A 24546-nucleotide genomic window follows, 5' to 3' on the forward strand; every position below is an offset into this window, starting at 1 on the left:
CTCTGGAACACACCGCCAGCGCTGATTTGGACCAGGCCGGTTTGCAGCTGCAGCCAGCCTCAGGGTTCCCCGAACCCGGCCTGCACCAGCCCGCCAACATAGTTCACGGCCCGCTCCGCGTCGGCGCCCCACGCTTCGACATGCAGCACGGACCCCTTTCCCGCGGCGAGCGTCATCAGTCCCGTCATGGATGCCCCGTCCACCCCGTTGACGGTCACCTCGGCGTCCAGCGCGGACAGGCCGCCGGCGATCTTCGCCGCCGGGCGCGCGTGCATCCCCGCAAGGTTGACCAGCTCAAAGTCCCCGGTGAAGTCCGGGCCCCCTCCGGTGCCTCGTCCTTCCTCAACGCTGCTGCGGGGAGGTTCTTCCTGGTGACGGAACCGACTGCCCGCGGCTTCGGCCGCCCGCCTGACTGCCTGCATGTCCGCACCGCCCTGAGCCGCCACGGCTGCTGCCACGAGCCCCTCCACGAGCGGCGCATCGGCCAGCACCACGTCTTCGGCGTTTTCCGCGAACTCCAGCGCGGACTCGGCCGTCATCACCGCGGACCCCAGGTCGGTGAGGATCACGGTGCCCCCGTTGCCCGCTTTGTCCAGCGCGGCAAGGACCTTTTCAAGGCTGGTGCCGATCCTGCCGTCAGAGGTGCCCCCGGCGGTAAAGACCACGACGTCGGGTGCCATCTGGGCGGCAAGCTCGGCAGCGCCGTCGGCAATCTTTCCGCTGTGGGAGACCACCACGAGGCTCACGGTCACGCAGCTGCCCCCACGGCTGCGCGGAGAATCAGCGCTGAGGAGGCGGCGCCGGGATCCCGGTGACCGGCGCTGCGCTCCCCGAGGTAACTCGCGCGGCCTTTGCGCGCCACCATGGGATCGGTGGCGACGGCCCCGGCCTCGGCGGCCTCGGCTGCTGCAACCAGGACCGACAGGACATCCGAACCGCCGTTCGTCACGGCCTTCTGTGCTGCCTCGGCCGCCGGAGTCCACGCATCCACCATTGTCTTGTCCCCGGACTCGGCCTTCCCGCGCGCCACAATGCCGTCGCGGGCGGCGGTCAGGGCGTCTGCCCAGGCCGCCGGAGCGATTTCCGCGGAGTCCCCCAGGGACGTGGCCGCACGGAGGAAGGCCGTGCCGTATAGAGGGCCGGCAGCCCCGCCGACCTTGGACATCAGGGTCATGGCGGTCAGTTTCAAGGCAGCGCCGGGTGTCTCCGGGGGCGCCTCCGCCAGCTTCGACAGGACGGCTTGGAAACCCCGGTCCATGTTTTCCCCGTGGTCCGAATCGCCGATGGCGCGGTCGAGTTCAATCAGGTAGACCCGGTTTTCTGCCAGCGCCTGCGCGGAGAGCGTCAGCCACTTCACTGCCCAGGTGACGTCCAGTGCCACTGCTACACACCCCAGCGCAGCGCTGCCGTGTGCACCGGTGCGTCCCACAAATCCGTGAGCTCGTCATCCAGCCGCAGGACTGAGATGGAGCAGCCCTGCATTTCCAGGGACGTAATGTAGTCGCCCACCAGCGAACGCTCCACGGTGGCGCCGCGCTCGGCCAGGACCTGCGCAGCACGCCGGTAAACGATATACAGCTCACTCAGAGGCGTGCCGCCCATGCCGTTGACGAACAGCAGGACTCTATCCCCCTGCGTGATTCCCAAATCCGCCAGTACGGGTTCCAGCAGCCGGTCAGTAATGCCGTCCGCGTTCTCCATGGGGATGCGGTGGCGTCCGGGCTCCCCATGGATGCCGATGCCGATTTCAATCTCGTCCTCGGTGAGGTCAAAGCTGGGCGAGCCTGCGTGCGGGACGGTACAGGCGGACAGGGCAACGCCCATGGTGCGGACATTGGCGTTGACCCGTTCGCCGACGGCGGCCACAGCCGCCAGGTCATCGCCCCTTTCGGCGGCGGCACCGGCAATCTTCTCCACCAGCACCGTCCCGCCCACACCGCGGCGGCCTGCAGTGTACAGGGAGTCCTCGACGGCGACGTCGTCATTCACCAGGACCGTGCGGACGCTGACGCCCTCGGCTTCCGCCAGTTCGGCTGCCGTTTCAAAGTTCAGGACGTCGCCGGTGTAGTTCTTCACGATATGCACGACGCCGGCCCCCGAGTTGACCGCGAGGGTCGCCGGAAGGATCTGGTCCGGCGTCGGCGAGGTGAACACCGCCCCCGGCACGGCGGCGTCGAGCATTCCCGGTCCCACAAAGCCGGCGTGCAGCGGCTCGTGCCCGCTGCCGCCTCCGGAGACCAGTCCCACCTTGCCGTTCACGGGCGCGTCTTTGCGCGTGATGAACGTTGGATCTGAGCTGACGGTAACCAAGTCGGCGTGGGCCAAACCAAAGCCCCGCACGGATTCATCCACTACGGCCCGGGGATCGTTAATGAGTTTTTTCATGGCGGCGCTCCTGGTTCTGCTTCCTGGAGAATGTCACCTTGACCCTACTACCGGCAGGCCGGACAACGGTAGGGACGCCGCCCGGCAATCAACTCCGGTGGCGGAGGCAGAAAAGGGACAGCCCCCAAATGACTGTCCCTTCCCTGTAGGCCCCCCATCCCGGCCGCAGCCAGTTTATCCATCAAATCGAAGAAAGGGAATCTTGGCAGGTCAGGTCAGGTCAGCCGGCAGTCACAGCACTTTGATCATGCGGGTGTTGCCCAAGGTATTGGGCTTCACCCGTGCGAGGTCCAGGAACTCGGCAACACCTTCGTCATGCGAACGGAGGAGCTCCGAATACACCACCGGGTCAACCGCGGACTGGTCGGCCATGACGTCGAACCCGTGGCGTTTGAAAAAGTCCACCTCGAACGTCAGGCAGAAAACGCGGGAGACGCCAAGGGCCCGGGCTTCATCGAGGAGGCTCTCCACCAGCACGTGCCCCACGCCTTTGCCGCGCCAGTCCTGGGAAGCAGCGAGGGTACGAACTTCGGCAAGATCTTCCCACATGACGTGCAGCGCCCCGCAGCCAATGACTTCGCCGTCGCTGGATTCAGCGATCCGGAACTCCTGCAGGCTTTCGTAGTAGGCCACCGTCTCCTTGGCCATGAGGATCCGCTGCTCCGCCAGCGGCGCCACCAGCTTCTTGATGGCGGGGACGTCACCAGTGCGGGCAGGACGAATATGGAAGGAGTCAGTCACAGGGCAATCCTAGTTCGCACAGCCGACGGCGCCCCACCGCGCACTCCTTCTGCTGGCATGTCCTCGCTGTCCACGGGACAGGGTCCCGGCTTTTATCCGCGCCAGTACAAATGCCGTGCTGCCAAGCACCCGGTACATTTGGCCACGCGGCCGGGAAACGCCCACCGGACTGCTTCCCACAGGGATTGCGGGACTCCGCAGCTGTGCTTGCCGTCATTCGTGGCACTCCCGGTGGGCGTCATCCGCGCCGGGGCCGGGAGCTGGTGCCGGTTTTTCTTTTGACGGGCCGCTTTTCTTTTCGATGATGAGGGCAATGTCCGTAAAGGCTTTTGCAGGCCCCGCCCGCCCCCTTTCCGGAGCGGGCGGGAAAATGCCTGAAAAAGGTTTTGCCTATACCTGCCGGAGAAGCTAGAGCCCGAGCTCGGGGGGCAGTGGCACGTCCTGGTCAAGGACATTCCTGGCCAGGAATGACTCCACAACCTGGTACCAGACCTTTGCATGCTGTGGCTGGAGCACCCAGTGGTTCTCGTCCGGGAAGTACAGGAACCGGTGCGGCGTCTGCCCGTCCTGGTCCGCGGCGAGCTTTGACTTGGACAGAAGCTCGTACCAAAGCCGCAGCCCCTCGCCAATGGGCACCCGGTAGTCCTTGTCCCCGTGGATCACCAGCATGGGCGTGCCGATGTTTTCAACGTGAAGGTGCGGCGAGTTGTCCAGCGCCATCTCTTCTGTCATTTCCTTCAGCCAGTACTGCGAGGCGTCCGTGGTGGGGCCGAACTGGTCCAGGGCCCACAGGCTGGCGTGCGTCACGATTGCCCTGAACCGGTCCGTCTGCCCTGCAACCCAGTTGGCCATGTAGCCGCCGAAGGAACCTCCCATGGCGGCGGTGCGGCCGGCGTCGATGTAGGGCCGCTGGACCGCGGCGTCCGTGACCGCCATCAGGTCCGCGAACGGCGCCTTGCCCCAGGCTCCCCACCCGCGTTGGATGTGGGCCTGGCCGTACCCGGTGGACAGCGCAGGGTCCGGCAGGAGGACCGCGTAGCCCTTGGCAGTCATCAGCCACGGGTTCCACCGCCAGGTCCAGGCGTTCCAGGACCCGAGCGGTCCGCCGTGGATCCACAGGAGCATAGGCGCCGGAGACTCCGCGGACGCGCCCTCCGGCAGCGCCAGGTAGCCCGGGACGCGGGACCCGTCCGCCGCCGTCGCAGCGATGCGTTCCAGCCTGCCGGGGCGGACCGGCCGCTCCGCGGGGGCGGGCAGCCGCGTGGCCTCCCCCGTCCGCAGGTCCAGGCGGACCGCTTCAGGCGGGAACTCGTAGGAGCTCCGCAGGGCGTAGGCGCTGCGTCCGTCCGGCGAAACCACGACGTCGGAGTATGCCGCAGCGTCCTGGGTCACCCGGGTGACACTGACCTCAGCCGCGGCGGCGGGGACGCTGATCCGGAAAACCGGCGACGCGCCGTCGTCGTCCGCGGTGACCAGGAGGGCGGACCCGTCCGGAAGCCAGGCAGCCGGTTTGGGCCAACGGTCCCAGTCGTGAGCCAACGGCACCAGCCCGCCGGGGGCGTCTCCGCCTTCCCCCGTTACCTCCAGAAGGTGGAGCTTGACCTGCGGGGCTTCCTGCGGGGTGGTGTCGCTTTCGCTGACCACCACCAGGATGCTGCCGTCGGGGCTGACGGGGCCCGGGAAAAAGCTCATGCCTTCCTCGTCCAGCAGCACCTTGGTGCTGCCGGAAGCCACGTCCACGGCCACCAGGATGGACCTGCTGTCAGCCTTGGCCAGCGGCTTGGTGTAGCTCGTGTAGATGGTCTTGCCATCGGGGCTGACCACGGTTTCCGCTTCCCGCAGCCTGGGTCCGGCATCCGGCGTGAGGTTTCGCAGGACCAGCGGCGCGGTGGCATCCACGGTTGCCGGCTTGCCGCCGTCCTTTTCTTCGCCGCGTTCAACAGCGAAGATCCGCGGCTGGCCCGGTCCCAGGTCAGCGTCCCAGTACCGGACCGGATATTCGCTGTGCAGGATGGCGGATACCTTGCGGTCCTTCCGTGATTTTCGGCGCTCGGCGTCCTCCTCTTCGTCGGCGGAACCGGCCAGCACCTCCGCGGTAACGAAGGCGGCATCGGCGTTCCTGGCCGTCAGCACGCCGCCCACTCCGCCGGCCCGGTTCAACACCACGCGGGCTTCACCGCCGTCCGCGGGCAGGAGCCAGAGCGCGTTGACGGGCTCCTCCTCGGGGCTGTCCGGATCCGGCCGCGCGGAAGTGAAGTAGACGTCCCCGCTGGCGGCGAACGCCGCCCCCGCCTCGCCCTTGGCGCTGCGGGTGATCCGGCGGGCATGCTTTTGCCCCGCGGGATCCAACTCCCACAGGGCGGTACCGAATTCGGTGCCCTTGCCGTTAAGGGTGGCCACGGTGGTGACCAGCCGACGTCCGTCGGGGCTCAGCGCCAGACCACTAACCCGCGGGATCGACAGGTAATGGTCCAAATCATGAAAAGGGGTCAAAGGTCGCTCATCCGGGATCGCCGGTTCCAAGTTAGCCATGCCCCCGATTCAACCGGACCGTGTCCTACATCACAAACCGCTACCTACCCACGGAACGACGCCGGCGCTCAAGTTCAAAGGGGAGGCAGGGCGCCCGGGTCCGCTCCGGCGACGACCATCAGACATTTCCCGGCGCCTGCTCGTTCCTCGCTTTGACGGCGCCTACATAAATGCCTGATGTCCGTCGCCTCGTGCATAGGCGCGCCCCACGCGAAGCGGAGGGGCCGGGGTCATTTGTGTAGCTTGCGTCAAAGCGACGGAGGAGCAGCAAGCGGCAAATGACTCCGGTGCCGCAGCGTGGTGACCCGTGAACACCACACGACAACACTTTGACGGGACCGGGGGCAAAGCGAAGGCCCCGCCTGCTCCTTGCGGAGTGGCGGGGCTTTGGCTGTCGAGACTAGACGCTCGGGGCGATTTCCGGGATGCGCGGCTTGGCGTTTCCGGCGAACGTGAACTTCGCGTCGTCGCCATCGCCTTCCACATCCACAACGACGATGTCGCCGGCGTGGATCTCGCCGAACAGGATCTTCTCGGAGAGCTGGTCCTCGATCTCGCGCTGGATGGTGCGGCGCAGCGGCCGGGCACCCATGGCGGGGTCGTAGCCTCGGGTTGCGAGGAGCACCTTGGCCGCGGGCGTGAGCTCGATGCCCATGTCCTTGTCCTTGAGGCGCTTCTCCAGCCGGGAGACGAAGAGGTCCACGATCTCGATGATCTCGTCCTGGGTGAGCTGCGGGAACACCACAACGTCATCCACACGGTTCAGGAACTCGGGACGGAAGTGCTGCTTGAGCTCCTCGGTGACACGGGCACGCATGCGGTTGTAGCCGGTCTGCGTGTCAGTGCCGGACTGGAAGCCGGTAGCGACGCTCTTGGAGATGTCACGGGTGCCGAGGTTCGTGGTCATGATGATCACGGTGTTCTTGAAGTCCACCACGCGGCCCTGGGAGTCGGTCAGCCGGCCGTCTTCCAGGATCTGCAGCAGCGAGTTGAAGAGGTCCGCGTGGGCCTTTTCAACTTCGTCGAACAGCACCACGGAGAACGGACGGCGCCGGACCTTCTCGGTCAGCTGGCCGCCTTCCTCGTAGCCCACGTAGCCCGGAGGGGCACCGAACAGCCGGGAAACGGTGTGCTTCTCGGAGTACTCGGACATGTCCAGCGTGATGAGGGCATCCTCTTCACCGAACAGGAACTCGGCGAGTGCCTTGGCGAGCTCGGTCTTGCCGACGCCGGTGGGGCCGGCGAAGATGAACGAGCCGCCGGGACGCTTGGGGTCCTTGAGCCCTGCACGGGTGCGGCGGATGGCCTGGGACAGGGCCTTGATGGCCTCGTTCTGGCCCACCACGCGCTTGTGCAGTTCGTCTTCCATCTTCAGCAGTCGCGAGGACTCTTCCTCGGTCAGCTTGAAGACGGGGATGCCCGTGGAGTTCGCCAGCACCTCGGCGATGAGATCCTCATCCACCTCGGAGATGTCGTCCATGCCCCCGGACTTCCAGTGGCGCTCCTTCTCCGAGCGCTCGGAAATCATCTTCTGTTCCTTGTCGCGGAGGGCGGCTGCGCCCTCGAAGTCCTGCGCGTCAATCGCGGACTCCTTTTCCATCTTCAGCTTGGCGATGCGCTCGTCCATGGCCTTGAGCTCCGGCGGAGCGGTCATGCGGCGGATGCGCAGCCGGGCACCGGCTTCGTCGATCAGGTCGATCGCCTTGTCCGGCAGGAAGCGGTCCGAAATGTAGCGCTCAGCGAGGCTGGCTGCTGAGGCCAGGGCACCGTCGGTGATGGTGACGCGGTGGTGTGCCTCGTAGCGGTCGCGCAGGCCCTTGAGGATCTCGATGGCGTGCGCCACGGAGGGTTCCTTGACCTGGATCGGCTGGAAGCGGCGCTCAAGAGCGGCATCCTTTTCGATGTGCTTGCGGTACTCATCCAGCGTGGTTGCACCGATGGTCTGCAGTTCGCCGCGGGCCAGCATCGGCTTCAGGATCGAGGCAGCATCGATGGCCCCTTCAGCGGCGCCCGCACCCACCAGGGTGTGGATCTCGTCAATGAAGAGGATGATGTCGCCGCGGGTACGGATCTCCTTGAGGACCTTCTTCAGGCGCTCTTCGAAGTCACCGCGATAACGCGAGCCTGCCACCAGGGAACCGAGGTCCAGCGTGTAGAGCTGCTTGTCCTTGATGGTCTCAGGGACATCGCCGCGGACAATCGCCTGGGCAAGGCCCTCGACGACGGCCGTCTTGCCGACGCCCGGCTCACCAATCAGGACCGGGTTGTTCTTGGTGCGGCGGGAGAGGACCTGCATGACGCGTTCCATCTCCTGCTCGCGTCCGATGACGGGGTCCAGCTTGTTCTCGCGCGCAGCCTGGGTGAGGTTGCGGCCGAACTGGTCCAGGACCACAGACCCTGCGGGCGTTCCCTCGGGCTGCCCGGAGCCGACGCCTGCGCCGGTGGTCTCCTTGCCCTGGTAGCCCGACAGGAGCTGGATGACCTGCTGGCGGACCCGGTTCAGGTCGGCGCCGAGCTTGACCAGCACCTGGGCTGCAACACCCTCCCCCTCGCGGATGAGGCCCAGCAGGATGTGCTCCGTGCCGATGTAGTTGTGGCCCAGCTGGAGGGCTTCGCGCAGCGAGAGCTCCAGCACCTTCTTGGCACGGGGCGTGAAGGGGATGTGGCCGGAGGGCGCCTGCTGGCCCTGACCGATGATCTCCTGCACCTGCTCGCGAACGCCGTCGAGCGAAATGCTCAAGGACTCAAGAGCTTTGGCGGCAACACCCTCACCCTCATGGATAAGACCCAAGAGGATGTGTTCGGTACCGATGTAATTGTGGTTCAGCATGCGTGCCTCTTCTTGGGCAAGCACAACTACGCGACGGGCACGGTCCGTAAATCGCTCAAACATTTCGCCACACTCCTAGCTACGACGTACTTTGATGCTACGTGGCTGGCCCCTGGTTGTGGAGCGTGTTCGCCACAGGGGAAACATGGTGCGGATCCGCAGGGAGTGTTCGGGGTGCGGCTACCGTATTGCCCGGAGCAGGCTTCCTACTTCCGGAAGTGGAACAGCGCCGTATGAACCGTGCCGTCATTGAGCCTGAGCTCCAACTGGCGGCAGGAACCGGCCCATGCCTTCTCGGTCTTCCAGACGAAAGTGTACGAATCGCTGGCCGCGTTGTAGCTCAGCAGGCTGGTTCCGGCGGCAACAGTCTGCTCGATATCGTCCGGCGCGGTGCCGCCCGGACACGCGATCGCAGACGACGACGGCGCTCCGCCGGCCAGGATGTCCAGCCCCCGGTTACCGCCCACGCCGAACTTGAGGGGCACCGAAGCCCCGGCGGTCATTGCATTCAGGACAGCGCCGCTGTCCACCGGCTGCAGGAATCCGGTGAACGGCCAATGCGGCTGGCCGACGGCAAAAGGTGAGAAGGAATGCGTCACACCGCAGACCCTTCCCGTGCTGCTGCTCACCGTGATGTCCTCCCACGCTCCATCCACGTAGTGGTACAGGTGCTGCCCCGCCGCCTGTGCCTGGGTCATGCCGGCGGTGTCGAAGGTGATGCAGACTTCCACGCCGAGTGCGGCGTCGAAGACCGCACTGGTTTCGATGTCGTAATACAGAGGCGGGTCGGTAAGGGATGAGAAGCTGCCGGCAGGCGGGGCAGCTTCAGAACCGAGACGGGTGACGGTGGTGTTTCCCGCCGTCGTTACTTGTCCGAACTCCAGCGTGGCGGGGGCCTGGCCGGTATTGTCCACAGGCGCAGCGACGACGTCATTTCCTACCGCAGTGAGGCCGGGGTCCACCGGCCCGATGGAGTTGCCGGCCAGGGCCGTGTAGGTGCAGCCGATACCTGCAATGTCGAGCCGCGCAGATACAGATTTCCCCCCGGCGTCGAGGGGAACAACGAAGGTGGGGCCGTATGCATCTTCCACCAGGTCGGTGCCGAGGAACCAGGTGTACCGCTGGAGGCAGGGCTCCCCGAAGGGTCCCGCCTCAACGAAATCCGGAGCGGCGGTGAGGGTTGCTCCCAGGGCCGGCTGGCCGGACAGAGTCAGGACGCGCGCCGCATCAACAGGCACTGACGGCGGGAAAACTGCATAGGCCAGATTGAAGTGGTTGCCGCCGGTAAGGGTGATAACCTCCGCCTCAGCACGGTGCGGCGTCTCCGGCCACCAGCGCTCAGTGATTCCCCCTTCGGGACTTTCCTTGACGAACCGCACTTTGTACGTGCCCGGCGCCACGCCCTCAAAGGTGTAGTAGCCGTTGGCGTCGGTACGCAGCGCCTCGCCAACCAGGCTGGTTTCCGGTGCAGCTGCCGCATCATGCAACTCGACGCCGATGCCGCTGAGCAGTGACCCTGCCTCCCCTCCGGAGCTGCTGGCGACAGCCCCGGAAATGGAGGACGCGGCCGAATGGAGAACCGTCCACCCCGCATGGGTCCAGCTGGAATTGGCAGGGGTGAGGGAGTCCACAACAATCACGTCCGCCGTGGCGAAGGTCCTGCTGTCCTGGTACGTAATCAATTCGGAGATGGAAAATTCTCCGGCCCCTGCGGTGGACGTGTACCAGCCTTCCAGGAATCCCGGCGCGGTGGCCCGGATCTTATAGCGGCCATCCGGCAGGTGGAAAGGAACGGTACCGAAGATATGTTCCGCCTTGTTTGTGGCCACCGGTGCGGAGCCATCGCCGTCTGCCGCAAAAACGTCGTAGGTAATTTCAGTCAGCGGTTCAGTTCCGGAATCGACCATGGCGACCAATTCGGTGGAGTGCGGCACCGCACCCACCGAAACGGAGGCGTGGTCCGAAAACGCCACCGGACCGAGCGGCACTGCCAGGAGCACCACAAGGGCGCCGACGACAGCCGCAAACCGACGGGGCGTAAGTTTTCCAGACATCATTGTCCTCCACCGCACAGAAGTTGAAACGGCCGGATAAAGCCGGCATCCCAGACCGGTAATCCAGCGCGTTCCCCGCCCATCAATACCCGCAATCGAATCGGCAAGTAGGTCAACGATACGCGCAGCACCCCGGACTTCCAAGCATTTCTCCAGCCGCCCGCTGCTGGTTTAAGCTGAAAACCCTGCCGCCGCCGGATGGCGAAGGCAGGGTTTTATGCGGAATGGGATGCGACGCTAGGAGTGGGCCTTTTGGTAGGCTTCCTGGATTTCGGCCTGAATTCGGCCGCGGCTGTTAACCGTGTAGCCGTTTTCGCGGGCCCATTGCCTTATTTGAGCAGAGTCGTGGCTGCGTCCCCCCGATGCCGCCTTGGCACGGGGCGGGCGGCCACCGGAAGTCTTCCGTGCGGCTGCAACGAAGCGTTCCAGCGTAGAACGGAGTTCAGCAGCGTTTGCTGCTGAAAGATCAATCTCGTAGTTCGCCCCGTCAAGGCCAAACTTCACATTCTCGTCTGCGGATCCCCCATCCAGATCATCAACGAGGATGATGTTTACTTTCTGTGCCATTCAAGACTTCCTTTTGGAAAGGGTTCGGTTTTCAGAAAAGCAGGATGTTTTCCTTTAAAGTATGACTCTCATTATGGCAACGCGTCAAAACGCCAAATGATTCCGGGGGATATCGCGAAAAGGCCGGGGTTTATCAATTCGATTTCGGGTCCGGCCGGTCCCCGGTTGATGCCGCCTTGGCTTCAGCCTCGGCCTGGGCCCGCGCTTCCGCCTGGCGCTCTGCTTTGTCGGCATTGAAAATCGACTTCATGGCAAACCAAAAAAGCAGGCCCACCACAAGGGAAGGAAGAAGGACAGCTACGTATTCCACGGTCAGTGGCCTTCCGGCTTGAGCAGCGGGAAGAGAATCGTTTCGCGGATTCCGGCTCCCGTGAACAGCATGACCAGCCGGTCGATCCCCAGTCCGATTCCGCCCATCGGAGGAGCACCGTACTCAAGGGCACGCAGGAAGTCCTCGTCCAGCTGCATGGCTTCGTCGTCGCCGGCGGCCGCGTGGCGTGACTGCTCGGTCAGGCGTTCGCGCTGGATAACGGGGTCGATCAGCTCGGAGAAGGCCGTGCCGCGCTCCATTCCGCCGATGATGAGGTCCCAGGCCTCGATCAGGCGGCCGTCCTCGCGGTGCGGACGGGCCAGCGGCTGGGCGGAGGGCGGGTAGTCGTAGACGAAGGTGGGGTTCAGCAGCGTGGGCTCCACGATCTCGCCGAACAACTCAACAGCCAGCTTCTCGGCGTCCCACTTCGGATCCACCTTGACCTCGTGCTTCGCCGCGATGTCGCGGAGCACCTCCAGCGGGGTGTCCGGCGTGACTTCCTGGCCAACGGCGTCGGCAAGCCCCGGGTACACGGCAAGCCAGGCCCAGTCGCCGTCGAGGTTAATCTCACCTGCCTCCGTCTGGAGGACGCGCCCGGCACCCACGGCGTCGGCGGCGTCGAGGATGATCTCCTTGATGCGCTCGGCCATCACGAACTGGTCAGCCCACGCCTCGTAGCACTCAAGGGTGGTGAACTCGGGGCTGTGGGTGGAGTCCACGCCCTCGTTGCGGAACACGCGACCCATGTCGTAGACACGGTCGATCCCGCCCACCACGGCGCGCTTGAGGTAGAGCTCGGTGGCGATGCGCAGGGTCATCTTCTGGTCGAAGGCGTTCATGTGGGTCTCGAACGGACGTGCCAGCGCGCCGCCGTGGACCAGGTTCAGGATGGGGGTCTCCACCTCCACGTAGCTGTGGCGGAAGAGTGTCTCGCGGATGGAACGGGTGATGGCGGCGCGGGTGTAGACCATTTCGCGGGCTTCGTCGCGGACCATCAGGTCAACGTAGCGCTGGCGGACGCGGGTCTCTTCGTTCAGTTCCGCATGCAGCACCGGCAGCGGGCGGAGCGCCTTGGAGGCCATGGACCAGGACTCTGCCATGACGGACAGTTCGCCGCGGCGTGAGGAGATGACCTCACCCTTGATGAAGACGTGGTCGCCCAGGTCAACCAGGGCCTTCCAGTCGGCGAGCGCCTCTTCGCCCACGTTGGCGAGGCTCAGCATGGCCTGGAGCCGGGTTCCCTTGCCGTCGGTGCCGCCCTCCTGGAGGGTGGCGAAGCACAGCTTGCCGGTGTTGCGGATGAACACCACGCGGCCCGTGACCCCCACGGTGTCCCCCGTGGTGTCGTCCGCCTCAAGGTGGGCGTACTTCTCGCGGATCTCGGCGAGGGAGTGCGTCCGTTCCACGCCCACCGGGTACGCCTCGGTGCCGCGCTCGATCAGTTTGGCGCGCTTCTCCATGCGGATCCGCATCTGCTCGCTGGCGTCGAGGGGCTCTGGGGCGTTCTTGGGCGCGGGGGTGTTTTGGGAAGTCACAATCCCCAAGTTTACCGGGAGTTGGACAGCCTGGCTTCGCGGCTGCCCGGCAGGCGCCTGCCTAGGATGGGGTGGTGAAAGAACAGGTACTTCCAACGCCCGACGGCGGCCGGCTGGCTTTGTACAGCTACGGCACCGAAGATGCGCCGGGAGAACGCCGGGTGCTGCTGATCGGCGGAGCCTTCCTCACCGCGCTGATTTACCGGCCATTTTCCGTGGCCCTGGCGAAGGGACTCGGCGAGGGATGGGCCGTTGACGTGTATGACCGCCGCGGGCGCGGAAGCTCATCGGAACAGCCAGCGGACTACTCCATGGCCACCGAGATCGCGGATGTGCGGACGGTCCTGGACGCCAGCGGCGCCCGGAACATCCTGGGCCACAGCCTGGGCGGATCCGTGGCCCTCAACGCGGTCCAGGAGTTCACCGGAACCGCGTACGTGCCGGACAAGCTTGCGGTGTACGACGCCGCAGTGAATATCGACGGCAGCATCGACACCGGCTGGCTCGACGGGTTCGAGGACGCCGTGAACAACGGCAAGGTGGGGCATGCCCTGGCCCACATGAAGAAGGCCACCAAACCGGGTTCGGCGATGGCCAGGATCCCCGAGCCCGTCCTTGCCGGGCTGATGGCCGTGCTGTCGCGGACCAAGGTGAACCGGATGTTCCAGGAAGTCATGCCCAGCGGGGTGGGCGAGCTCCGGGCCGCCTACAAGGAAGCGGATCATGCCAGGGACTTCAGCGTGCTTCCTGCCAATACCCACTTCATGGCGGGCGGCAAGAGTCCCGGCTATTACAAGGCAACGGCAGAGCGGCTGCACGCTGCGGTCCCCGGCAGCACCTACGAGCTCTCCCCCAAGTGCTTCCACGGTTCCATCCCGGCCGCCGTGGACGAACTGGTCACCGACATTTCCAAGTACTTCAAGGGCTAGGCTCCGCGGCTGGACCCTGCCAGCGCGGCGTCCCCGAGGTCCTGCCCCGCGGTCTTGGGCCGGGGCACGCGGTCCTTGGCAGCCAGCCAGTCGCCGTAGTGCGTGATGTCCTCCCCCTGTGTGGCGGCCACCGCATCGCAGGCGAACCCCACGGCGCGGGAACCGTCGGCCAGTTGGATTGATCCGAGCAGCATGGGTTCGGGCAGGGCAGCCAGGAACGCGCCCATCCCGGCTTGGGACACGAGCCACCGTTCACCCACAAGCTCGGCTCCGCCGTCCTCCGCGCGGTACACCCCGGGCTTCGGCGGTTCTGTGTCCAGGGACACCATCCGGTAGCGGGCCGCGGTGCGGACGGGGCCGTCCCAGGCGGCGCCGAGCTCCTCCAGCTGGCGGGCCAGGGGCTGTCCTTTCCGGTGCGCGCCGACCACCACCAACGGCACGGCGGCTGCGCCTGCAGCCACCGGCCAGGGAACGGACGACGACGGGTGGGCAGCTTCGCCGGCAGCCGCCGGCGCCGCGCCCGGCGCGTGAAGGGCACGAGCGAAGAGGGCAGGCGCTTTGGGGGTCACCTCAAGGAGCCGGGCGATGTCAGCGGCAACGGCGTCGTCGAACGTCCGTGCCACCACGGTCAGCCCGAACTGCGCGCCGTCCACGGCGCCGGCCGGCACCGCAACAGCGCTGAGGTCAAACAGGTTGCAGAAGTTCGTGTAAGTCCCCATCAGCGAGTTCACTCCCACCGGGTCCGCGGCCACGTCGGCAAGGGTGGGGTGGAAGGGGGTGGTGGGGATCAGCAGGGCGTCAAACCCGTCCAGCCGCGCCATGGCCTGCTGCTTCAGCGCTTCCAGCTTGGCGGTGTCAGCCACGTACCGGTGGGCGGGCACACTGCCTGCTGCCCGGATGATGCGCTCCACCGTGGGATCGATGCCCGCCTGGCTGCCCGCGCCGGCGCGGTACTTTTCCAGGAAACTGCCGACGGCGGCGTGACGCTCCGCCACCAGCCCGCCGTCGTACAGCAGCCGGGCGGCCTTGAGGAAGGCATCGAATTCGATGGCTTCCGCCTCAACGCCCAACCCCTTGAGCCGGTCCACATTGCGGTGGAATTCGGCTGCCCAGGCCTCCGGGAGCGCCGGGAGCGTTGCGGGATAGGCCACCCGCGGCTTTTCCGGGGCCGCCAGCCGGATGTCCGCCGGCCAGGCGCGGGAACCTCCAGCCATCACCCCCATGGCGAGCTCCGCCGTCGACAGGCGGCGGGCGAAGATGGTGACGGCGTCCCAGGACCGGCACGCGGGCACCACACCGGCGGTGGACACAACGTCCAGCGTTGGTTTGATGCCTACGATCCCCTGCAGCCCTGCGGGCACACGGCCCGAGCCGGCGGTGTCCGTTCCGATGGCGATGTCCGCCAGGCCAAGGGCCACAGCGACTGCCGAGCCGGAGCTTGAGCCGCCGGAGATATAGTCCGGACGGCGGGAATCCCGGACCGCCCCGTGCGGGCTGCGGGTACCCACCAGGCCGGTGGCGAACTGGTCCAGGTTGGTGGCGCCCAGCACCAGGGCTCCGCCGGCACGGAGGCGGGCCACCGCTTCGGCGTCCTTCTCCGGCAGGTAGGCGAAGCCGGGGCACGCCGCCGTCGTGGGGATTCCCGCGACGTCAACGTTGTTCTTGACGGCGAGCAGGAGCCCGGCCAGCGGCAGGTGGGCTCCACCCGACACAGCCGTGTCGATGGCGGCGGCCTCCGCCAGCAGGTCATCCGCAGTGCGCAGGCTGATCCAGATTTCCGGACGATCCACTGCTTCCAGGGCGGCCAGCGCCGCCTTGACCCGCGTGGCGGCCTTACCGGTGGTTACGGTGCTCATACTGTTGCCTCTTCCAGTTCCTGTGCTTCCGGTTCCCGTGCTTCGATAACGGACACGGACTCCGCGCCCACGCTGCCGAGCACCACCACTGCCTCTCCCGCAACCACCTGCGAACCGGCGGCCGGCAGGACCTGCAGCACCACGCCGTCGCAGGGAGCTTCCAGGACGGTCTCCATCTTCATCGCCTCCAGCGAGACCAGAGCCTGGCCCTGCACCACCCTGTCGCCTTCCGACACGTCAACCTTCCATACGCTCGCGGCGAACGGAGCGGCCACGAGGGACCCGCCGTCCGGAACGGTCACCTCATCTGCCACCGGTGAGATGACAGTGGCAAGGGCATCGGCACGGTCGAACTCGCCGGCGTCGGCCCATGCCTGGCGTTCCACGGCGAACGCGTCGCCCTGCTTTTCCCGGAATGCCGCGATGGATTCACGGTTTTCCTCAAGAAACACTTCGTGCTCGGCCAGCGAGAAGGTACCGTCCTCGATTTCCACGCCGCGTCCCCGTCCGGCGGCCATGTCCGCGCGAAGGCCCAGGAGTTCCTCCGGGCTGACGGGGTACCAGGAGATCCGGTCGAAGAAACGGAGCAGCCAGGGAGACCCGGACTCGAACGGGGCGGAATCCGCGTAGCGCGACCATACCTGGGTGGTGCGGCCAACGAACTGGTAGCCGCCGGGCCCTTCCATGCCATAGATGCACATGTAGGCGCCGCCGATGCCCACTGCGTTCTCCGGGGTCCAGGTGCGCGCGGGGTTGTACTTGGTGGTGACCAGGCGGTGGCGCGGGTCCAGCGGGGTGGCCACCGGGGCGCCGAGGTACACATCACCCAGTCCGAGGACCAGGTATTCGGCGTTGAAGACGGTGTCGAACACTTCATTGACCGAGTCCAGCCCGTTGATCCGCCGGATGAATTCGATGTTCCAGGGGCACCAGGGGGCGTCGTCGCGGACGCCCGCCATGTAGCGTTCGATTGCCTCGCGGGTGGCTGGGTCGTCCCAGGACAGCGGCAGCCGGACGGTGCGGCTGGGGACCACCAGCTCGGAACTCGCCGGCAGTGCCGCCTCGATCTCCCGGACCAGGCCCAGCAGGCGCTTGGTGGACAGGACCGAGGGATCCACCTTGACCTGCAGGGAGCGGATGCCCGGGGTGAGGTCCACTATGCCCGGCACGCGGAGCTGTTCGAGGTGCTGGTGCAGGGCATGCACCCGGGCGCGGAGGCCGAGGTCCAGGGCCATCTCGCCGTATTCGACGAGCAGGTTGTCGTCGCCGGAGCGGCGGTAGGTGACCGCGGGCCGGCCGGGACCTTCCGGCACCCGGCCCAGTACGCCGTCGTCGCCATCCCCGCGCGGTGCAGGCAGGCCGGAGCCGACGGCGGGGGCGGAGGCCGCTGCGGCGGCCACCTTCGCCATGTCCCCGGACCAGCCGGCGTCGCCAGGCAGGACCAGCTGCCGGCCGGGTCCCAGGTCCTTGGCCGACGGCGCCTGGCTGACACGGACGGGAACGAACCGGACCTTGTCCCCCGGCCGGAGCTGGCCGAGCTTCCAGCGGTCGGCGGTCACCACGGTCACCGGGCAGACAAACCCGCCCAGGCTGGGGCCGTCCGGGCCCAGGAGGATGGGGGTGTCGCCGGTGAAGTCCAGGGCACCCACCGAGTATGCGGTGTCGTGGATGTTGGACGGGTGCAGTCCGGCCTCGCCGCCGTCGGTCCGGGCCCAGCGCGGCTTGGGGCCGGTCAGGCGGACGCCGGTGCGGGCGGAGTTGAAGTGGACCTCGTACTCGGAGGCATACAGCTCTTCGATGTCTTCGCGCTGGAAGAACTCCGGGGCACCGTGCGGACCCTCCGTCACGGCGAGCTCCCAGGTGGAAGTGAGTGCCGGGCGGCTATCCAGCGGGACTGCCGCCGAGGAAACTTCCTTACCTGCAGTGCCTGCGGCGGGGGCAAGGGCGCGGAGCACGTCACCGGCGCGCAGGACCCGTCCGGCGTGCCCGCCGAACTGGCCCAGCGTGAAGGTGGAGGCGCTGCCCAGGTACTGCGGAATGTCCAGCCCGCCCTGGAACAGGATGTAGCCGCGCAGGCCGTTGCCGCCGGCCGTGCCGACGTCGAGCGTTCCTCCGGCCGGAACCGTCACGGGCGCCCAGGCCGGCACCTCTGCCCCGTCCACCGTCACCGTTACCTCCGCGCCGGTGACGCAGACAGTGGTGGCGTGCGTGAAGGCCAGGCTGGGGCCGGTCATGGTGAATTCCAGGCCGGGAGCACCTTCCGGGTTGCCCAGGGCGGTGTTGCCGAGCCGGAAGGACAGATCGTCCATGGGCCCGCTCGGCGGAACGCCGATTTGCCACAGTCCGGTGCGGCCGGGCCAGTCCTGCACGCTGGTCTGCAGGCCGGGGCGGCCCACGGTTATGCGCGGTTCAGGGTCGCCCACGTTGTCCAGGGTGCTGGTGGAGTGCTGGACGCTGCGGACCACGTCCAGGCTGGTGGCGGCGCGGAGCATCCCGAGGTTGGTCTCGATGCCGTCGATCCGGGTGCCGGCGAGCGCGGCGGCCAGCCTGTCGAAGGCTTCGGTGCGGTTCGCGCCCGAGGTGATGATCTTGCCCAGGAGCGGATCGTAGTTGGTGGAGACTTCAGTTCCGGTTTCGGCCCAGGCGTCCACCCGGACGATCTCCGTGGCGGGGTAGGCGGCGTTGGTCACGGTGCCGGCGCTGGGCTGGAAGCCGCGGGCGGGGTCCTCGGCGTAAACACGGGCTTCCACCGCGTGGCCTGTTACGGGCAGGCTGTCCGGGACGTCGGCGAGGACGGTTTCCGCCTCGCCGCCGCCCTGGGCCAGGCGGAGCATCCACTCCACCAGGTCCACACCGGTGACGGCCTCGGTGACCGGGTGCTCCACCTGCAGCCGGGCGTTGACCTCGAGGAATGACGCCTCGCGGCGGGCCGAATCGTAGACGAATTCCACGGTGCCGGCCGAGCGGTAGTTGAGGGAGGCGCAGAGGGCGCGGGAGCTGCGGTGGAGTTCTTCCCGCAGTTCCGCCGGGAGGTCCGGCGCGGGGGCCTCCTCGAGGACCTTCTGATGGCGGCGCTGCAGGGAGCAGTCGCGGTCGCCAAGGCTGACCACCCGGCCCTTGCCGTCGCCGAAGATCTGCACCTCGACGTGCCGGGCGTTCTCCACGTACCGCTCGGCGAAAACCCCTGCGGTGCCGAAGCTGGCACCGGCCAGGCGGGCCACGCGAGGGAAGCTGTCCACGAGCTCGGCCTCGTTGCGGCAGACCGTCATGCCGATCCCGCCGCCACCGCCGGTGGCCTTGAGCATCAGCGGGAAGCCGATCGCGGTACTGGCCGCAACGGCGTCGTCGACGTCCCCAAGCAGCCCTGAACCGGCGATCATCGGCACCCCGGCTGCCCGGGCGGCGTCGCGTGCTGTGTGCTTGGTGCCGAAGATGCGCAGCTGCTCGGGTGTGGGTCCGACAAAGACCAGGCTCGCGGCCTCGACTGCCTCTGCGAAGGCGGCGTCCTCGGAGAGGAAGCCGTAGCCGGGGTGGATGGCTCCGGCACCGGTGGACTTGGCCGCTTCCAGCAGCGCATCCACGCGGAGGTAGGAATCCTTGGCCGGAGCGGGTCCCAGGAGCACCGCTTCGTCTGCCAGGCGGACGTGCTTGGCGCCCCGGTCCGCTTCGGAGAATACGGCGACCGTCCGGAGCCCCAGCTTCTGCGCAGATTCGATGATGCGGCAGGCGATCTCGCCGCGGTTGGCGACCAGGAGGGTGTCGAATGTGTTCAGCGTGTCGAAGGAGTTCACAGTGCAGCCTCCGGCCGGGTGACGATCATGCGGACGGGGGTGGGGTTGAAGCCGTTGCACGGGTTGTTGACCTGCGGGCAGTTGGACACCAGTACCAGGGTATCCACCTCGGCCCGCAGTGCCACGCGCTTTCCGGGCGCGGACAGCCCGTCAACGATGCCCAGGGCACCGTCCGGGTCCACGGGCACGTTCATGAACCAGTTGATGTTGGACACCAGGTCCCGCTTCCCGAGGCCCCAGCGTGAGCCCTCAATCAGGAAGTTCTCCACGCACGCGTGCTGTTCACGGGTGTGCTGGCCGTAGCGGAGGGTGTTGGACTCCTGGGAGCAGGCGCCGCCGATGGTGTCGTGAACGCCCACCTCGTCCGCAACGACTGTCATCAGGGGCGCGCCTGTTTCCGCCCTCAGGACGGAACCCGTGGTCAGGACAATCGACTGCTGATGCGCAATGGTGACGGCGGCGGAGTACCGCACGGAGGTGTCGCCTGCTGCGTACAGGAGGCAGTCCACGGCCTGGTTGCCTTCAAGGTCCACAATGGTCAGCACATCGCCGGCGGAAACGACGGCGGACCAGGGGCCGCGCGCCTCGACCAGCTCGTCGAGGACCACGTCGCCGGAAACCAGGGCAATGTCGCGGGCGCCTGCTGCGGGAGAGGCGTAGGTGGCGGTGTTCATCGGGAGTTCCTCGCGGTCAGATCGTGTTCGGTGTTGCGCAGGGCCTGCAGGTGTTCGGGAGCCAGCGGCCCGGTGAGTGCGCCGGATTCCAGTGCCGCCAGGTCCTGCGGCGCGTACCAGGCCACGATGTCCACGGCAGCGCCGGTGAAGTCAGGGCGCGGGTCCAGCGGGTGGGCGGTGTTGGCCAGTACCAGCACGGTGTCCAGCTGGAGCAGGAGTTCGACGGCGGCACCCGGCCCGGCGCTCCCGGTGAAGGTGATGCTGCCGGCGGGGTCCACGGTGATGCCCTTGAAAAGGGTCAGCGAGGGCGCCACATCACGCGGGCCAAGGCCGCTCTTGAGCGCTCCAAGGGTGAGCAGCTCGCGGGCGGCAGGGGACGCACTGTGGGCGGTGCCCGCACCGTACCGTGTCGTGTTTCCCCCCAAGGTGGTGGCGCCCGTCAAGGCATCGTGGCGGGAGGAGGCATCGGCGACGATCGTGGCCATCAGGCGGCCGGCGTCGGAAAGCAGCGGGTGGCCTGTTGAGGGGTAGGCCTGCCAGGGCACCTTGACGGTGTCCGCGATGTTGAGCCGTTCGTGCAGGGCTCCGGCGCGGTAGAGGAGGGCGTGCACGCAGGCGTCGCCGGAGGTGTCCGTGAGCCTGATCCTGGTGCCCCGGGCCAAGGTCATGGTGGTGTAGCGCCCGAAGGCGAGGGATTCGGCCCAGGTGGGCTGGGCGGCGGCGTCCCCGGTGAGGCCGGCGGTCAGACGGTCGGGGGCGGAGACGGCGGGCACAAACCGCATCGTGTCAACGGTCCTGCCGTGCTGCTCCCGGGCGTGGGCGCGGGCACCTGCCGTGGTGGCGGTGCCGGCCGATGCCGGGCTTTCGGTTACTTGTGTCATGTCTATCCCGTGTTGTTCTGGAGCGCGGTTCGTTGCGCGTGGTTGTTTCCGGAGCTGTTGCTCCGCAAGCCGGGGTGAAGCTCCGGCCTCTCAGTCCTTCGAAGCCAGGTTCCGGCGTCGGACCCACATCCCCAGGAGCAGAACGACGGCGACCATCAGCGGCGCCGAGTAAAGGAGGAGTCCGTTTTCGCCGGAGGGGTCGTAGACCTCCGGACGCGGCCAGGCAAGGTTGACCACCATGACGGCCCCGTAGAGGACCGCGAGGATGTTCACCGGAAGCCCCCAGCGGCCCAGCGAGAACAGTCCTTCAGGCAGCGCCTGCCCCACCCGGTTCCAGTCGCCGCGGAGCCTGTTGAGGAGCTGCGGCACGGTGACCAGGAGGTAGGCGATGTAGACCATGACGATGCAGACGCTGCAGAGGGTGGTGAACAGGGCGGCGTTGCCAACGTTGATGGCAAGGACGCCGACGGCCAGCGCGCCGATGGCGATCGACGGCCACATGGGCGTACCCCGGGTGGGGTGGACTGTCGACAGCAAGGCGGACGCGGGCAGCTTGCCGTCGCGGGCCATGGAGAACACCAGCCGGGAACCGGCGGTCTGGATGGCCAGGGTGCAGACGAAGATGGCGATGGCCACGTCCACCAGCAGGACCTTGCCCCAGAACGTGCCCAGGACGGCGGTGAGGACGTAGGGCAGGCCCTCGGTGGCGAGGCGGCCGTCGTCGAGGCTTGGCGCGGCCATCAGGGCCGTGATGATCATCAGGGCGCCGCCGATGCCCGAGATGAGCAGGGCGGAAAGAATGGTGCGCGGAGCTGTCCGGCGCGGGTCCTTGGTTTCTTCCGAGAGTTCGCCGGCGGAGTTGAAGCCCACCATCACGTAGGCGGCCATCAGTCCGGAGACCAGGAAGGCTCCCACGGCGCCGAGGTCGGACGTCTGGAGCACCGTGGTGTCCGCAACCACATCCGGTCCGCGCTGGGCTGCGCTGATCAGGGCGAGGATGACGGCCACGACGCCGACGATCTCGCAGGTGACACCCACCGAATTCACATGGGCCATCAGCTTGACGCCGAGCGAGTTGATGATGGTGGTGGCCACCAGGAGCACTGCTCCGAGGATCACTGCATTGGCGGCTCCGCTGACGGTGTTGAGCGCGGGGTCACCGCCTACTATCTGGAAGCCGTCCCAGAGCTGGGGCAGCACCACCTGCAGGGCGATCGCGGCGGCTGCGGCTGTGACCACCTGGGCAATGGCCATGAACCAGCCGGCGAACCAGCCCACGCCCTCTCCCCCGACGCGGCGGGCCCACTGGTACACAGCTCCGGACAGCGGGTAGCGGGCGGCGAGTTCCGCGAAGTTGAGGGCAACGAGGAGCTGGCCCACCAGTACCACCGGCCAGGTCCAGAAGAAGGCCGGCCCCGCGAAGGAGTAGCCGAAGGCGAACAGCTGGAAGATGGTGGTCAGGATCGAGACGAAGGAAAAGCCTGCAGCAAAGGAAGCGTAGCGGCCGAGTTTCCGGTGGAGGGTGGGTTCGTAGCCAAGGGACGTCAGATCCGCGTCGTCCGCGTGGACGGCGGGAGCAATGGTTGAGGTCATCGGATTCTCCAGGGGCTGGAATGGCGGGGGGGCCGCCGGTTCTGCAGCACTCGGCCGAAAGCTGCGGAATACCGGTCAATTGATAGTTTTCCAGCGCGATGTCCCCAGCTAGTTTCGCCTCTGTAAAAGGCTCAAAGACATCTTGTTTCCACGGCATTTCCGGCTCCTCACCCCGGCCCCGGAGACGAAGGCGTGCCCGCCCGGGTGCAAGAATGATGCGGTGACTTCAGCCGGACCAGGACGCCCCCGCAGCCAACAGCCCTCCAGGCCCGGGGCGACTGCCCGGGAGGAAATCCTGGATGCGGCGGCCGAGCTTTTCACGACCCACGGCTTCGCCAACACCTCCACCCGGTCCATCGCCGACGCCGTGGGGATCAGGCAGTCCTCGCTGTACCACCACTTCAAAACCAAGGACGACCTCCTCGAGGACCTGCTGGAGGGCACCGTGCTCGGCGGGCTGACATTTGCCCGCGCGGTGGCCGCCCTGCCCCACGGCGAGGGGACTCCGGGAGGCCGGCTTCACGCCGTCGCACTTTATGACGGCACGCAACTGTGCAGCTCCCGCTGGAACCTTGGAATCCTGTACCACCTGCCCGAAGCCCGCGGCGGCCGGTTCGCGCGGTTCCTGGCGGACCGGCAGGAACTGCGGAACCTGTACGGGGAACTGGGCGCCGCCGTGTCCCCGGCGGCGCCCGCCGCAGCTTCGGGGAACCCGGGCGACCTGGCGTTCCGCCTCGTCGAATCCCTGGTCAACCTGCGGGCAGACGGACTGGCAACATCGGAATCTCCGCTGCAGGCGGCTGACGCCGGGCTCATCCTCTGCGGACTCGCCGAAGAACTGCCGGCCATCCGGGAACAGAGCACGGCGCTCATCGCACGCCTGGGCTGACCATCCCGAGCCCGGCCACCGCCAAAATGTCTCCGGGGGTGCAGCGCGCGTGATGGTTGCCTTCAGGTTGCTCAGCTAGGCTCGGAACATGACGCGTGAGAACATCAGGACCCCCGACGGCGGCACGCTGGAGCTCTTCTCCACAGGCACGGAACTCGCTTCCGCCGGTTCGGGCGTTGTTATTGTCCCGCCTTCCATGGTGACCGCCGCGGACTACACGAAGTTTGCGCAGAAGCTCAGCGCCGCGCTGGGCCGCCCGGTCCACACGTTCAACCGCCGCGGCCGCGGTTCGTCATCCCCCCAGCCGGAGGACTACACCCTGGACGTGGACATCCGCGACCTGGACACGGTCATGAAGCACACCTCGAGCACGGACGTGTTCGGCCACAGCTTCGGCGGGGCCGTTGCCCTGCACGCGGCGCGGACCCTGCCGGTGGAGCGGCTGGCCGTGTACGATCCCGCAGTCTCCGTGAACCACAGCGTCAAGGCCGACTGGACGGCGGAGTACGAGCGGGCAGTTGCCGCCGGCGACGATGACCGTGCCCTCGCCGTCCTGAAGCGCGGACTTGAAGCAGGCGGCTCCTTTTCGTCCCGCATGCCGCTCTCGATGCTGACCCTCGCCAACAAGCTCACGGCGGGCACTAGCGAGGGAAAGCAGCAGCGCGAGTTGATGCGCACGGGCGTCCGGGAAATCAAGGCCATCATCGCGGCGGACATGCCGGCCGAGCCGTTCCTGGAACTGCCGCTGGAAACCCTGATCGTGGTGGGCGAAAAGAGCCCGGCGTACTTCGGCGTGGCCTGCGGCCAGATCCACGACGTCCTCTCCGGCTCCAGCTACACGATCCTCCCGGGCCTGGGCCACGACGGCGTCATCAAGGCCCCGGACAGGCTCATCAAGGAGCTGGCGGACTTTTTCGCCGGCTAGCCCAAGTAGGTAGCGCCAAGTGTCGTTTTGAGCGGTCAAAACGACACTTGGCGC

Annotated in this window: 18 protein-coding genes; 3 read left to right on the forward strand and 15 right to left on the reverse strand. The window is 67.0% G+C overall.

The annotated features are described in order from the left end of the window. Window positions 1-59: 59 nt before the first annotated feature. The 10 genes from dhaM to lysS all read right to left on the reverse strand — a co-directional run bounded on the left by dhaM (window position 60) and on the right by lysS (window position 12954). On the reverse strand, window positions 60-752 hold the full coding sequence (dhaM, locus tag Q9R30_RS05630; protein WP_104996477.1) for a dihydroxyacetone kinase phosphoryl donor subunit DhaM: 693 nt from the start codon (window positions 750-752) through the stop codon (window positions 60-62). After that, on the reverse strand, window positions 749-1381 hold the full coding sequence (gene dhaL, locus Q9R30_RS05635) for a dihydroxyacetone kinase subunit DhaL (RefSeq protein ID WP_104996476.1): 633 nt from the start codon (window positions 1379-1381) through the stop codon (window positions 749-751). The genes dhaM and dhaL overlap by 4 nt, the downstream gene beginning before the upstream one ends. Before the next feature lie 2 nt (window positions 1382-1383). Continuing rightward, a complete protein-coding gene (gene dhaK, locus Q9R30_RS05640; RefSeq protein ID WP_104996475.1) occupies window positions 1384-2385 on the reverse strand; it encodes a dihydroxyacetone kinase subunit DhaK in 1002 nt (333 codons plus the stop codon). A 231-nt stretch (window positions 2386-2616) separates the two neighbouring features. Further along, on the reverse strand, window positions 2617-3126 hold the full coding sequence (locus Q9R30_RS05645; RefSeq protein WP_104996474.1) for an amino-acid N-acetyltransferase: 510 nt from the start codon (window positions 3124-3126) through the stop codon (window positions 2617-2619). 408 nt (window positions 3127-3534) lie between these two features. Further along, window positions 3535-5658 (reverse strand): alpha/beta fold hydrolase, encoded by a 2124-nt coding sequence (locus tag Q9R30_RS05650; protein WP_311217010.1) that lies wholly within the window; start codon window positions 5656-5658, stop codon window positions 3535-3537. Between the two features lie 400 nt (window positions 5659-6058). Next, window positions 6059-8551, reverse strand: coding sequence for an ATP-dependent Clp protease ATP-binding subunit (locus tag Q9R30_RS05655; RefSeq protein ID WP_104996472.1), 2493 nt, complete (start codon window positions 8549-8551; stop codon window positions 6059-6061). 143 nt (window positions 8552-8694) lie between these two features. Continuing rightward, window positions 8695-10542, reverse strand: a complete 1848-nt coding sequence (locus tag Q9R30_RS05660) for a PxKF domain-containing protein (protein ID WP_311217011.1) — start codon at window positions 10540-10542, stop codon at window positions 8695-8697. Window positions 10543-10779: 237 nt separating this feature from the next. Next, the gene (locus tag Q9R30_RS05665) at window positions 10780-11109 is read right to left on the reverse strand and encodes an Lsr2 family protein (protein WP_104996470.1); all 330 of its coding nucleotides are present in this window, start codon (window positions 11107-11109) and stop codon (window positions 10780-10782) included. Between the two features lie 133 nt (window positions 11110-11242). Continuing rightward, window positions 11243-11419 (reverse strand): hypothetical protein, encoded by a 177-nt coding sequence (locus Q9R30_RS05670; protein ID WP_311217012.1) that lies wholly within the window; start codon window positions 11417-11419, stop codon window positions 11243-11245. Between the two features lie 2 nt (window positions 11420-11421). Continuing rightward, window positions 11422-12954 (reverse strand): lysine--tRNA ligase, encoded by a 1533-nt coding sequence (gene lysS / locus Q9R30_RS05675; protein ID WP_311217013.1) that lies wholly within the window; start codon window positions 12952-12954, stop codon window positions 11422-11424. A gap of 74 nt (window positions 12955-13028) precedes the next feature. Here lysS and Q9R30_RS05680 point away from each other — a divergent pair, with 74 nt between their 5' ends. Then, a complete protein-coding gene (locus Q9R30_RS05680; protein WP_311217014.1) occupies window positions 13029-13883 on the forward strand; it encodes an alpha/beta hydrolase in 855 nt (284 codons plus the stop codon). Here the strand turns inward: Q9R30_RS05680 and atzF are convergent. From atzF to Q9R30_RS05705, 5 genes are all read right to left on the reverse strand, one after another. Beyond that, complete coding sequence (gene atzF / locus Q9R30_RS05685) at window positions 13880-15739, reverse strand: allophanate hydrolase (protein ID WP_311217015.1); 1860 nt, start codon at window positions 15737-15739, stop codon at window positions 13880-13882. The genes Q9R30_RS05680 and atzF overlap by 4 nt on opposite strands. After that, window positions 15736-19512 (reverse strand): urea carboxylase, encoded by a 3777-nt coding sequence (gene uca, locus Q9R30_RS05690; RefSeq protein WP_311217094.1) that lies wholly within the window; start codon window positions 19510-19512, stop codon window positions 15736-15738. Before uca ends, atzF begins: the two co-directional genes overlap by 4 nt. A gap of 14 nt (window positions 19513-19526) precedes the next feature. Beyond that, a complete protein-coding gene (locus Q9R30_RS05695) occupies window positions 19527-20204 on the reverse strand; it encodes an urea amidolyase associated protein UAAP2 (RefSeq protein ID WP_311217016.1) in 678 nt (225 codons plus the stop codon). Next, window positions 20201-21085 carry an urea amidolyase associated protein UAAP1 gene (locus Q9R30_RS05700; RefSeq protein WP_311217017.1) on the reverse strand — a complete coding sequence of 295 codons (885 nt, stop codon included), beginning with the start codon at window positions 21083-21085 and terminating at the stop codon, window positions 20201-20203. The genes Q9R30_RS05695 and Q9R30_RS05700 overlap by 4 nt, the downstream gene beginning before the upstream one ends. A 90-nt stretch (window positions 21086-21175) precedes the next feature. Beyond that, window positions 21176-22678 (reverse strand): amino acid permease, encoded by a 1503-nt coding sequence (locus Q9R30_RS05705; RefSeq protein WP_311217018.1) that lies wholly within the window; start codon window positions 22676-22678, stop codon window positions 21176-21178. 220 nt (window positions 22679-22898) lie between these two features. On the opposite strand from Q9R30_RS05705, the gene Q9R30_RS05710 reads away from it, so the two are divergent. Next, window positions 22899-23567, forward strand: coding sequence for a TetR/AcrR family transcriptional regulator (locus tag Q9R30_RS05710; RefSeq protein WP_311217019.1), 669 nt, complete (start codon window positions 22899-22901; stop codon window positions 23565-23567). A gap of 88 nt (window positions 23568-23655) precedes the next feature. Beyond that, window positions 23656-24492 carry an alpha/beta fold hydrolase gene (locus tag Q9R30_RS05715; RefSeq protein WP_104996462.1) on the forward strand — a complete coding sequence of 279 codons (837 nt, stop codon included), beginning with the start codon at window positions 23656-23658 and terminating at the stop codon, window positions 24490-24492. Window positions 24493-24546: the final 54 nt, after the last annotated feature.

It is taken from the genome of Arthrobacter sp. AB6, from assembly GCF_031844545.1.
Lineage (GTDB): Bacteria > Actinomycetota > Actinomycetes > Actinomycetales > Micrococcaceae > Arthrobacter.